Origin of the sequence: Streptomyces cahuitamycinicus (genome assembly GCF_002891435.1) — a bacterium.
GTDB lineage: Bacteria > Actinomycetota > Actinomycetes > Streptomycetales > Streptomycetaceae > Streptomyces > Streptomyces cahuitamycinicus.
Map to the genome: position 1 here is coordinate 1 of NZ_POUC01000250.1, position 11,918 is coordinate 11,918.

8 protein-coding genes are annotated in these 11,918 nt (G+C 68.5%); 7 read left to right on the forward strand and 1 reads right to left on the reverse strand.

What is annotated here, in order from left to right; translation table 11 throughout:
* From C1J00_RS27705 to C1J00_RS27735, 7 genes are all read left to right on the forward strand, one after another.
* On the forward strand, positions 1-1,291 hold a 1,291-nt coding region (locus C1J00_RS27705), incomplete at its 5' end, for an ABC transporter substrate-binding protein (RefSeq protein ID WP_245936532.1).
* Between the two features lie 406 nt (positions 1,292-1,697).
* Positions 1,698-3,605, forward strand: a complete 1,908-nt coding sequence (gene typA / locus C1J00_RS27710) for a translational GTPase TypA (RefSeq protein WP_102911742.1) — start codon at positions 1,698-1,700, stop codon at positions 3,603-3,605.
* 612 nt (positions 3,606-4,217) lie between these two features.
* Positions 4,218-5,831, forward strand: coding sequence for a peptide ABC transporter substrate-binding protein (locus tag C1J00_RS27715; protein ID WP_102911743.1), 1,614 nt, complete (start codon positions 4,218-4,220; stop codon positions 5,829-5,831).
* Positions 5,832-5,964: 133 nt separating this feature from the next.
* A complete protein-coding gene (locus C1J00_RS27720; RefSeq protein ID WP_102911744.1) occupies positions 5,965-6,894 on the forward strand; it encodes an ABC transporter permease in 930 nt (309 codons plus the stop codon).
* Positions 6,887-7,846, forward strand: coding sequence for an ABC transporter permease (locus C1J00_RS27725; protein WP_102911745.1), 960 nt, complete (start codon positions 6,887-6,889; stop codon positions 7,844-7,846). The genes C1J00_RS27720 and C1J00_RS27725 overlap by 8 nt, the downstream gene beginning before the upstream one ends.
* 11 nt (positions 7,847-7,857) lie before the next feature.
* Entirely contained in the window at positions 7,858-8,916 is a 1,059-nt protein-coding gene (locus tag C1J00_RS27730; protein WP_102911746.1) for an ABC transporter ATP-binding protein, read from the forward strand.
* The gene (locus C1J00_RS27735) at positions 8,909-10,057 is read left to right on the forward strand and encodes an ABC transporter ATP-binding protein (RefSeq protein ID WP_102911747.1); all 1,149 of its coding nucleotides are present in this window, start codon (positions 8,909-8,911) and stop codon (positions 10,055-10,057) included. Before C1J00_RS27730 ends, C1J00_RS27735 begins: the two co-directional genes overlap by 8 nt.
* A gap of 211 nt (positions 10,058-10,268) precedes the next feature.
* Here C1J00_RS27735 and C1J00_RS27740 read toward each other — a convergent pair.
* On the reverse strand, positions 10,269-11,918 hold a 1,650-nt coding region (locus tag C1J00_RS27740; RefSeq protein ID WP_102911748.1), incomplete at its 5' end, for a S9 family peptidase.

The window sequence follows — 11,918 nt, forward strand, 5'->3', positions numbered from 1 at the left end:
CCCCCACAGCTCCAGCAGCCCCCTGATGGGCCCGGGCGCCGACCGGTCCGCCGCGGACGCCCTGCAGTCCTGGGCCGTCGCCAACGGCACCGACGAGGACGCCGCCGACGAGGAGACCGTCGCCCGCAAGAAGCTGCGCAAGGCGGCCGTCAAGTACGCCCGGCAGCAGCGGGCCCTCAGCGGCTTCGAGGTCCGCAAGTCCCTGGAGCCCGCCTACACCCAGCTCGCCCTGAACGGCGCCGAGGGCCCGCTCACCGACGAACGCGTCCGCAGGGCCGTCGCCCGCGCCCTGGACCGCAAGGAAATCGCCCAGGCCGTTCTGGGGCCCCTCGGCCTGCCCGCCGTCCCGGTCGGCAGCCACCTCGCCCTGTCCGGACAGGCCCACTACGCCGACAACAGCGGCGCCCTCGGCGGCCAGGACACCAAGGAGGCCCAGGCGCTGCTCGCGGACGCCGGGTGGGTACGCGGCGGCCCGGTGAAGGAGCAGAAGAAGGAGAAGGCGGCCGGCCCCGAGGGCGACAAGGCCGACGACACCGGCGGCGGCAAGGCCGACGACACCGGCGAGGACGGCAAGGCGCAGCAGGGGCCGGACCCGGCCGGTCACCTCGCCCAGGACGGCAAGCAGTACAAGTCCCCGCACCAGGGCGGCGCCCCCGGCGCGTACGCCCCCCGGGGCACAGCCGCCCCGGCGAACCGGGAGGCCGCACCGCTCGCCAAGAACGGCAAGCCGCTCACGCTCCGATTCGTGCTCCCCTCCGGCCCCGGCTCCAAGACGCTGCGCACCGTCGCGGACCGCATCTCCCGCATGCTGGAGCGCGTCGGCATCGGCACGGAGATCTCCAAGGTCTCCGACGAGTCCTACTTCAAGGACCACATCGCCTCCGGCCAGTACGACCTCGCCCTGTACTCCTGGCCCGCCACGGCCTACCCGGCCACCGACGCCCGCCCCGTCTTCGCCAAGCCCGTCCCGGCCGCCGACGGCTCGCTGAACGTCGAGCAGAACTACACCCGCGTCGGCACCGACCAGGTCGACCAGCTCTTCGACGAGGCCGTGGCCACCCTCGACGAGGGCGAGTCCCGCTCCCTCATCCGCAAGGCCGACTCCCGTATCTGGGCGGCGGCCGGCTCGATCCCCCTCTTCCAGCGTCCCCAGCTCCTCGCGGCCCGCAAGAACCTGGTCAACGCCGGCGCCTTCGGCTTCGGCACGCCGGTCTACGAGGACATGGGCTTCCTGAAGAAGGGCGCGAAGCCGGCGTCCGGGCCCTCGGCGAAGGGCTCGGCCGCCCGGTAGCTCAGGGAACGCTCAAACGCCTTGCCGCCCCCGCCCGGCGCCCGCACCATGGGATCAGCAGTGATCATGGTGCGGGCGCCGGGCGTCCGATCTCGGGGGACGGGAGCCGGCGGATGCGCGGCATGGTGGGGCGGGCCCGCACGGCCGGACTGGTCATCGGGGTGCTGGTGACGGGGCTGACGGCCTGTCGCCGGCCGCCTCGCCGCCTCGCGGACCTGTCCGGCCGGTTCCGCCGCGGCAAAGGGCGCCTGACCTGCCCGGGACCACCCCGAAATGCCCTACGGAAGCCGCTCCACGTCAAGCCCCGTACCATGGGGTGAGGCCGTGGCACGTTCAGCCCGGCAGGGCCCGCGCACCGCAGACGTCCGCGCAGGGCATTCCTCACACTCCGGGAGAACGCCGCAATATGGCCACGCGCCACGACATCCGCAACGTCGCTATCGTCGCTCACGTCGACCACGGCAAGACCACCATCGTCGACGGCATGCTGAAGCAGGCCGGTGCCTTCGCCGCGCACCAGCTCGAAGGCGTCGACGACCGCATGATGGACTCGAACGACCTGGAGCGTGAGAAGGGCATCACGATCCTGGCCAAGAACACGGCGGTGAAGTACCACCCGAAGGACGGGGGGGACGTCATCACCATCAACATCATCGACACCCCCGGCCACGCCGACTTCGGTGGCGAGGTGGAGCGCGGTCTGTCGATGGTGGACGGTGTCGTCCTGCTCGTGGACGCCTCCGAGGGCCCGCTCCCGCAGACCCGCTTCGTGCTGCGCAAGGCGCTCCAGCAGCGGCTGCCCGTCATCCTGTGCATCAACAAGACGGACCGCCCGGACTCCCGGATCGACGAGGTCGTCAACGAGACCTACGACCTCTTCCTCGACCTGGACGCCGACGAGGAGCAGATCGAGTTCCCGATCGTCTACGCCTGCGGCCGCGACGGCATCGCCTCGCTGACCAAGCCGGACAACGGCACGGTCCCGCCCGACTCCACCAGCCTTGAGCCGTTCTTCTCCACGATCCTGGAGCACATCCCGGCCCCGACCTATGACGAGGCCGGCCCGCTCCAGGCCCACGTCACCAACCTGGACGCCGACAACTTCCTCGGTCGTATCGCGCTGCTGCGCGTCGAGCAGGGCGAGCTGCGCAAGGGCCAGACGGTCGCGTGGATGAAGCGCGACGGGTCCGTCAGCAGCGTCCGCATCACCGAGCTGATGATGACCGAGGCGCTCACCCGCAAGCCGGCCGAGATGGCCGGCCCGGGTGACATCTGCGCGGTCGCCGGTATCCCGGACATCATGATCGGCGAGACCCTGGCCGACCCGGAGAACCCGGTCGCGCTGCCGCTGATCACGGTCGACCAGCCCGCGATCTCCATGGTCATCGGCACCAACACCTCCCCGCTGGTCGGCCGTGGCGCCACCGGCAAGGGCGCCGACGCCAAGGCGGCGGTCAAGGACCGCAAGGTCACCGCCCGCCAGGTCAAGGACCGCCTCGACCGCGAGCTGATCGGTAACGTCAGCCTCCGGGTGCTGGACACCGAGCGGCCGGACGCCTGGGAGGTGCAGGGCCGCGGTGAGCTGGCGCTCGCCATCCTGGTCGAGACGATGCGCCGGGAGGGCTTCGAGCTGACCATCGGCAAGCCGCAGGTCGTCACCAAGGAGGTCGACGGCAAGGTCCACGAGCCGGTCGAGCGCATGACGATCGACGTGCCCGAGGAGCACATGGGCGCCGTCACGCAGCTCATGGGCGTCCGCAAGGGCCGCATGGACAACATGTCCAACCACGGCTCGGGCTGGGTCCGCATGGAGTTCGTCGTGCCCTCGCGCGGCCTCATCGGCTTCCGGACCGAGTTCCTGACCCAGACCCGCGGCACGGGCATCGGCCACTCCATCCACGAGGGCTTCGAGCCCTGGTTCGGCACGCTCCAGACCCGTAACAACGGCTCCCTGGTCGCCGACCGCTCCGGTGCGGTCACCGCGTTCGCGATGACCAACCTCCAGGAGCGCGGCGTGCTCTTCGTCGAGCCGGGCACCGAGGTGTACGAGGGCATGATCGTCGGCGAGAACTCCCGCGCCGACGACATGGACGTCAACATCACCAAGGAGAAGAAGCTCACCAACATGCGGTCGTCCTCGGCCGACTCGTTCGAGGCGATCGTCCCGCCGCGCAAGCTGTCGCTGGAGCAGTCCCTGGAGTTCTGCCGGGACGACGAGTGCGTCGAGGTCACCCCGGAGGCCGTGCGCATCCGCAAGGTGAACCTGGACGCCCGCGAGCGCGCCCGCGCCGCGAGCCGCGCCAAGCACGGCTGACGCCTGCCGCACGTACGACGGCACCGGGCACTCCGCGTGAGCGGGGTGCCCGGTGCCGTTGTCTGAAGGGGAGGTAACACACGGGCAAGGGGTAGGGAAAACCCTCGACTTGCCGGTGACAGCCGTCAGGGGCGGTCTTCTCCCACTACCCTGCTGCGGAAGTGCCCTGCCTCCCCGGCTTCGGGGAGCGCACAACGGCCTTGCCGCACACGCCCTTTGAGCGCGCGACAGACTCCGGTGGCACCCTTCACGGGACCCACGGTATGCCGCAAGCGGTTTTTCTCACTCTCGCGTCCGGAATGCGGACAGCCTTTACCGATAGATGTGTAACAAGTCCGTTTCGCAGGGATCTTTCACCAAACCCTTTGTCCGGATTTTGGAAGATGTATACGTGAGCTGTGATCGAACCGAGACCTCGTGGGTGTGGTTCGGCTCAGACGTTTGGCAGATAGTTAGGCGCGTAGAGCTCGGATGAACGGGTCACCCGCTGGCAGCGGCGCCGACTCACGAGCGCGGGGGCACCTGACGATTTCCGGCACCGGCGACGGGCGGTGGCGGTGATCTGTCTGTGCTCCCTTTGCGGTGAACCAATGACTTCTTTAGGAGGAACCCATGCGCGGTGCCAAGAGCGCCAAGTGGGTCGCGGGGGCGATTGTCGTCGCCCTGGCCGCCACCGCCTGCGGCGGCAACGGTGATGGTGAGGGTGAGAGCAAGGGTTCCGGACCTGCCGGCTACGTCTCGATCGACGTCGGCGAGCCGCAGAAGCCGCTGATCCCGGCGGACACCAACGAGAGCCTCGGGTCGTACGTCATCCAGTCCCTGTTCACCCAGCTGCTGGACTTCGACGCCAAGGGCAACATCGTCTACACGAACGCCGAGTCGGTCACCACCGACGACTCCAAGACGTGGACGGTCAAGCTCAAGAAGGGCTGGAAGTTCCACAACGGTGAGGACGTCACCTCCAAGTCGTACATCGACGCTTGGAACTGGTACGCCAACATCAAGAACAACCAGCAGAACTCGTTCTGGTTCCAGGACATCAAGGGCTACGACGATGTCCACCCGGAGAAGGGTGACCCGAAGGCCGAGGCCATGTCCGGTCTGAAGGCCGTGGACGACCACACCTTCACCATCGAGTTGAAGAACACCATGCCGTACTTCAACTACAAGCTGGGCTACAGCACGTGGGCCCCGCTGCCCAAGGTCTTCTACGACGACCCGAAGGCCTTCGGCCAGAAGCCGGTCGGCAACGGTCCCTACACCTTCGAGAAGTGGGACCACAAGAAGCTCATCCAGGTCAAGGCCTGGGATGACTACCAGGGCCCGAACAAGGCGAAGAACAAGGGCGTCCAGTTCAAGAACTACACGACGGTCGAAGCCGCCTACAAGGACGTCGTCTCCGGCAACCTGGACATGATCCGCCAGGTCGGCCCGACGGACCTGCCGAAGTACAAGCAGGACCTGGGCGACGGCGCCATCGAGCAGCCGTACGCGGCCATCCAGACGCTGACCCCGGCGTTCTACTCCAAGACCTTCAAGGACATCGACCCGAAGGTCCTGCAGGGTCTGTCGATGGCGATCGACCGTGACACGATCACCAAGACGGTTCTGAACAACACCCGCACGCCGGCGAAGTCCTTCACGCCGCCCGGTGTCAAGGGCAACCAGAACCTGGACACGGACGTGTTCACGTACAACCCGGAGAAGGCCAAGAAGCTCGTCCAGGAGGGCGGCGGTGTTCCGGGCAACAAGTTCACCGTCCAGTACAACACCGACGGTGGCCACAAGGAGTGGGTGACGGCGGTCTGCGAGTCCATCCGCAAGGCCACCGGTGTCGACTGCGTCGGCGACCCCAAGCCGGACTTCGCCACGGACCTCGAGGCCCGTGACAACGACCAGGTGAAGGGCATGTACCGCGGTGGCTGGGTCGCCGACTACCCGGTCAACGCCAACTTCATGAAGGAGCTGTACCACACCACCGCCGAGGCCAACAACGGTCGCTTCTCCAACAAGGAGATCGACGGGCTGATGAACAAGGCGGACAACGCCAAGTCCCTCGACGAGTCGGTGAAGGCCTTCCAGGAGGTCGAGAAGAAGCTGGTCGAGCACATGCCGGCCATCCCGCTCTGGTACTACCGCATCAACGGCGGCCACGGTAAGAACGTCGACAACGTCAAGGTCGACTTCCACGGTGACCTCGAGGTGTGGGGCGTCACCACCAAGTAAGAGGAGCCCTCCGGGCTTTTCCCACTCGGCCGTAAGCCCACCGTCGATTCAGGCGGCGGTGGGAGGTGCGTGGGGCCGTCTCGTCACCAGGGGACGGCCCCCGCACCTGCGTTAACCCCTCACGGAGGCACCTATGGGGCGCTATGTCGCACGACGACTGCTCCAGATGATCCCGGTGTTCATCGGGTCAACTCTGCTTATCTTCTGCATGATGTACGCCCTGCCCGGCGATCCCGTCCGGGCGATGATGGGGGATCAGGCGTACGACCCGGCGGTGGTCGCGAGCATCAAGAAGGACCTCGGCCTCGATCAGCCGCTCCTTCAGCAGTACGTCAACTACATGACCGGGCTGGTCCAGGGCGACTTCGGTACCCAGATCGCCAGCCAGCGGCCCATCGCGGACGTCATCGCCGACGCGTTCCCGGTGACGATCAGGCTGACGCTCTTCGCCTTCACCTTCGTCACGCTCGTGGGCATCGGCCTCGGTGTGATCGCCGGCCTGCGCCCCGACACGCTCCAGGACCGCGGGCTGCTGACGCTGACGCTGATCCTCGTCTCGATGCCGTCCTTCGTGCTGGGCTTCCTGCTGCAGTACCAGTTCGCGTTCAAGTGGCAGGTCACCACGCCCACGGTGACCGACTCGACGGACTTCTCCCAGCTCGCCCTTCCCGCCATCGTGCTGGCGTCGCTCTCCCTCGCCTATGTCGCCAGGTTGACCCGCACGTCGATCGCGGAGAACCTGCGGTCCGACTACATGCGCACCGCCGTGGCCAAGGGGCTGCCGCGCCGCCGTGTCATCGGTGTCCACCTGATGCGCAACTCGCTGATCCCCGTGGTCACCTTCCTCGGTATCGAGATCGGCAGCCTGATGACCGGCGCCATCGTGACCGAGGGCATCTTCAACGTGCGGGGTATCGGCCTCGAGATCTACGAGGCGCTCACCCGGCGTGAGGGCGCCACGGTCGTGGGGATCGCCTCGCTGATGGTGCTCATCTACCTCGCCGCCAGCCTGATCGTCGACCTGCTTTACGCGGTCCTGGACCCGAGGATCCGGTATGCCTGACAAGACCGTCGAGAAGGTCGAAGCCCTTCCCGGTGACACCGCGAGCACCGCGGGCGTCATCGTGACCGACGCCGGCCCGGCTGCCGAGAAGGCGCGCAGCCTGTGGTCCGACGCCTGGCACGACCTGCGCCGCAACCCGCTGTTCCTGGTGGCGGCCGTGCTGATCGTGTTCCTGCTGGTGATGTCGCTCTGGCCGGGACTGTTCACCAGCGCCTCGCCGCGCGACGCCGACCTGGCCAACCACTACCTGGGGAAGCCGAACTGGGGCCACTTCTTCGCCCCGGACTGGCTCGGCTACGACGTCCAGGGCCGCTCGATCTACGCCCGTGTCGTCTACGGTGCCCGCGCCTCGATCACCGTCGGTGTGGGTGTCACCCTCGCCGTCAGCGTGCTCGGCACGGTCATCGGCATGATCGCCGGCTACTTCGGCGGCTGGACCGACACCCTGCTCTCGCGGATGACCGACATCTTCCTCGGCATCCCGTTCCTACTGGGCGCCCTGGTGGTGCTCAACTCCTTCGAGGAGCGGACCGTCTGGGTCGTCATCATGGCCCTCGCCTTCCTCGGCTGGACCCAGATCGCCCGAGTCGCCCGCGGTGCCGTGATCACCATCAAGCAGGCGGACTACGTGGTGGCCGCCAAGGCACTCGGCGCCTCGACGTCCCGGATCCTGTTCCGGCACATCCTGCCCAACGCACTCGCGCCGATCATCGTCGTGGCGACCATCGCGCTCGGCGGCTACATCGCGGCCGAGGCCACCCTGTCCTTCCTGGGCGTGGGTCTCGGTGACACGGCCGTCTCCTGGGGCGGCGACGTGGCACGAGGACGCGAGCAGCTCCGTATCGCCCCCCACACCCTGATCATCCCCTCGGTGATGGTCTCGATCACGGTGCTCTCGTTCCTGATGTTCGGCGATGCTGTACGCAACGCCCTCGACCCCAAGCTGCGCTGAGGGAGGCGTACGTGACCATCATCGATGAAACGGCCGAGAACCCCTCGGCGGACGGCTCGCACGACGCGAGCCGCCCACTGCTCGAAGTCCGCGACCTGCACGTGGAGTTCCGCACCCGCGACGGTGTCGCCAAGGCCGTCAACGGCGTCAACTACTCCGTCGCCGCGGGCGAGACGCTCGCCGTGCTCGGCGAGTCGGGCTCCGGCAAGTCCGTCACCGCCCAGGCCATCATGGGCATCCTCGACATGCCGCCCGGCAGCATCCCCAAGGGAGAGATCCTCTTCCGCGGCCAGGACATGCTGAAGATGTCCGGCGAAGAGCGCCGGAAGATCCGCGGCAACAAGATCGCGATGATCTTCCAGGACGCGCTCTCCTCGCTGAACCCGGTGCTGTCGGTGGGCTACCAGCTCGGCGAGATGTTCCGCGTGCACCAGGGCATGTCCAAGAAGGAAGCCAAGGCCAAGGCGATCGAGCTGATGGACCGGGTGAAGATCCCGGCCGCGAAGGAGCGCGTCGGGGACTACCCGCACCAGTTCTCCGGCGGTATGCGCCAGCGCATCATGATCGCCATGGCGCTCGCGCTGGAGCCGGACCTGATCATCGCCGACGAGCCGACCACGGCCCTCGACGTGACGGTCCAGGCCCAGGTGATGGACCTGCTCGCGGACCTGCAGCGCGAGTACAACATGGGTCTGATCCTGATCACCCACGACCTCGGCGTGGTCGCCGACGTCGCGGACAAGATCGCGGTGATGTACGCCGGCCGGATCGTGGAGACCGCTCCGGTGCACGAGCTGTACAAGCGGCCCGCGCACCCCTACACCAAGGGTCTGCTGGAGTCGATCCCGCGCCTGGACCAGAAGGGCCAGGAGCTGTACGCGATCAAGGGCCTGCCGCCCAACCTGACGCGTATCCCGTCCGGCTGCGCCTTCAACCCGCGGTGCCCGAAGGCGCAGGACATCTGCCGTACGGACATCCCGCCGCTGCACCCCGTCACCGAGCGGGACGGCGGCGAGCTGACCGGCCGCGGCAGCGCGTGCCACTTCTGGAAGGAGACGATCCATGGCTGAGCTGGGCAAGAAGGACGAGCCCATGGACGCCACCCCCAACGTCACCGAGGTCGAGACGGTCGACGCCGTGACCGAGGAGGCGGCGGTGGCCGCGCTCGACGCGCCCGTGGAGCGCGGTGAGCCGATCCTCCAGGTGCGCGGTCTGGTCAAGCACTTCCCGTTGACCCAGGGCATCCTGTTCAAGCGTCACGTCGGCGCCGTCAAGGCCGTCGACGGCATCTCCTTCGACCTCTACCAGGGCGAGACGCTCGGCATAGTGGGCGAGTCCGGCTGTGGCAAGTCCACGGTCGCCAAGCTGCTGATGATGCTGGAGAAGGCGACCGCGGGCGAGATCTTCTACAAGGGCCAGGACATCACCAAGCTGTCCGGGCGTGCGCTGAAGGCGGTCCGCCGGAACATCCAGATGGTGTTCCAGGACCCGTACACCTCGCTCAACCCCCGTATGACGGTGGGCGACATCATCGGGGAGACCTTCGAGATCCACCCCGAGGTGGCGCCGAAGGGCGACCGCCGCCGCAAGGTCCAGGAGCTCCTGGACGTGGTCGGCCTCAACCCCGAGTACATCAACCGCTACCCGCACCAGTTCTCGGGCGGTCAGCGCCAGCGCATCGGCATCGCCCGCGGCCTGGCCCTGAACCCCGAGATCATCATCTGCGACGAGCCGGTCTCCGCGCTGGACGTGTCCGTCCAGGCCCAGGTCATCAACCTGATGGAGAAGCTTCAGGACGAGTTCAACCTCTCGTACCTCTTCATCGCGCACGACCTGTCGATCGTCCGGCACATCTCGGACCGCGTGGGTGTGATGTACCTCGGCAAGATGGCCGAGATCGGCACGGACACGGCGATCTACGACCACCCGACGCACCCCTACACCCAGGCGCTGCTGTCGGCCGTCCCGGTCCCCGACCCGGAGTCCCGTGAGGGCCGCGAGCGGATCATCCTCACCGGCGACGTCCCGTCCCCGGCCAACCCGCCCTCGGGCTGCCGCTTCCGCACCCGCTGCTGGAAGGCCGAGGACAAGTGCGCCCAGGAGGTCCCGCTGCTGGCGGTCCCCGAGCGCTTCAAGGGCGAGGACACCCCGGCGGCCCACGAGTCCGCCTGCCACTTCGCGGAGGAGAAGAACGTGGTCCACGCGGCCTGACCGACCGCTTCCGGTTCCCGGCACCCTCCACGGGGGTGCCGGGAACCGGCGTCTTTCCCGCAAACCCAGCTCCCCGCCAACTGCGTTAACACGCAGGCAACTTCACAGACCCGGTTCCGATATACGGACACGTCAGGCTGGTCACCGTACGGCCGTGCGGGTGCCGTAGGCGGGCCGGGCGCCGACAGGCGGTCCCGGCCCGCCGCCGTGTTCAGGCGGTCGTCATGCCCAGGGAGCGCTTCAGGAAGTCCACCTGGAGCAGGAGCAGGTTCTCGGCGACCTGCTCCTGGGGGGTGATGTGGGTGACGCCGGACAGCGGCAGCACCTCGTGGGGACGGCCTGCGGCCAGCAGGGCCGAGGACAGGCGCAGGGCGTGGGCGACCACCACGTTGTCGTCGGCGAGGCCGTGCACGATCATCAGAGGGCGGTGCGGCTCGGCGGGTGAGGACAACCCGTCGGCGGTCACCAGGGAGCTCTTGGCGTACGACGCCGGATCCTCCGCCGGTGTGCCCAGGTAGCGCTCCGTGTAGTGGGTGTCGTACAGGGCCCAGTCCGTCACCGGCGCGCCCGCGATGCCCGCGTGGAAGACGTCCGGGCGGCGCAGCACCGCCAGGCCGGCCAGCCAGCCGCCGTACGACCAGCCGCGGATCGCGACCCGGGACAGGTCCAGGGGGTGGCGCTTCGCGAGGTCCTGCAGTGCCTCCACCTGGTCGTCCAGCGACAGCGTGAAGTCGTGGTGGACCGCCTTCTCCCAGGCGGGGGAGCGGCCCGGTGTGCCGCGGCCGTCCGCGACCACGACAGCGAAGCCCTGGTCCGCGAACCACTGCGACGTGAGGTGGGCGTTGTGCGCGGCGAGCACCCGCTGCCCGTGGGGTCCTCCGTACGGGTCCATGAGCACCGGCAGGGGGGTGTCACCGTCGTAGTCCCGAGGCATAAGCACGGCGCACGGGACGCGGCGTGCGCCCCCCTCGGCGAGTGTCACGCGGGGGGACATACCAGGATCTTCCGCGTACGAAGGGACAGTCCTGGTCGGTTTTCCGTCGCGCAGGACCTGCGCGAGCGAACCTGGCCGGTTCAGTGTCGCCGAGACCAGAACCGTCACCTCCCCGGCCCGCACCGCCGCGTGCACGCCCGGCTCCTGCGACACCCGCTCGACGCCCAGTTCGTTCACCCGGTACACGTGCACCTGGCCCGTCTCCGCCTCGCCGGCGGCCTCCGCACCCGCCGACGCCGAGATCAGCACGTCGTGCTCGGAGACGTCCAGCACGGCCCTGACGTGCAGCTGCGCGCCCGTCAGCGGCCGGTCCCCGACCGCCAGCACCCGCGCACCGCCCTCGTCGGCGATCCGCACCAGCTGCCCGGACGGGCTCCAGCAGGGCACACCGGGGAAAAGATCAAGCCATGTTGGATCTTCGTCGGCGTGCACCATCCGCGTAGCCCCGGAATCCGGATCCACGGCCAGGATCAGCTGACTGCGCTGGTCGCGCGCCTGTACGAGCAGCAGGGGCGCGCCCGCCGCTGACCAGTGGACATGTGCCAGGTACGGATAGCGCGCCCGGTCCCAGGCGACCTCCGTGCGCAGCCCGTCCAGGCCGGTCACGAACAGCCGCACCTCCGCGTTGCCGGTGCCCGCCGCCGGGTACGCCACCCGCTGCGGCTCCCGCTCCGGATGGGCCGGGTCGGCGATCCACCACCGCCCCACCGGCGTGTCGTCCACCCGCGCCATGAGCAGCCGGTCCGACTCCGGAGCCCACCAGAAGCCCCGCGAACGCCCCATCTCCTCGGCCGCGATGAACTCGGCCAGCCCGTACGAGACGTTCTCCGACTCCGGCTCGGCGAGCGCCCGGTCACCCTCCCCCTC

Bases quoted from the DNA above. Each gene is read 5' to 3' on its own strand.
- typA (WP_102911742.1), top strand. From the start codon at position 1,698: ATGGCCACGCGCCACGACATCCGCAACGTCGCTATCGTCGCTCACGTC.
- C1J00_RS27715 (WP_102911743.1), top strand. From the start codon at position 4,218: ATGCGCGGTGCCAAGAGCGCCAAGTGGGTCGCGGGGGCGATTGTCGTC.
- C1J00_RS27720 (WP_102911744.1), top strand. From the start codon at position 5,965: ATGGGGCGCTATGTCGCACGACGACTGCTCCAGATGATCCCGGTGTTC.
- C1J00_RS27725 (WP_102911745.1), top strand. From the start codon at position 6,887: ATGCCTGACAAGACCGTCGAGAAGGTCGAAGCCCTTCCCGGTGACACC.
- C1J00_RS27735 (WP_102911747.1), top strand. From the start codon at position 8,909: ATGGCTGAGCTGGGCAAGAAGGACGAGCCCATGGACGCCACCCCCAAC.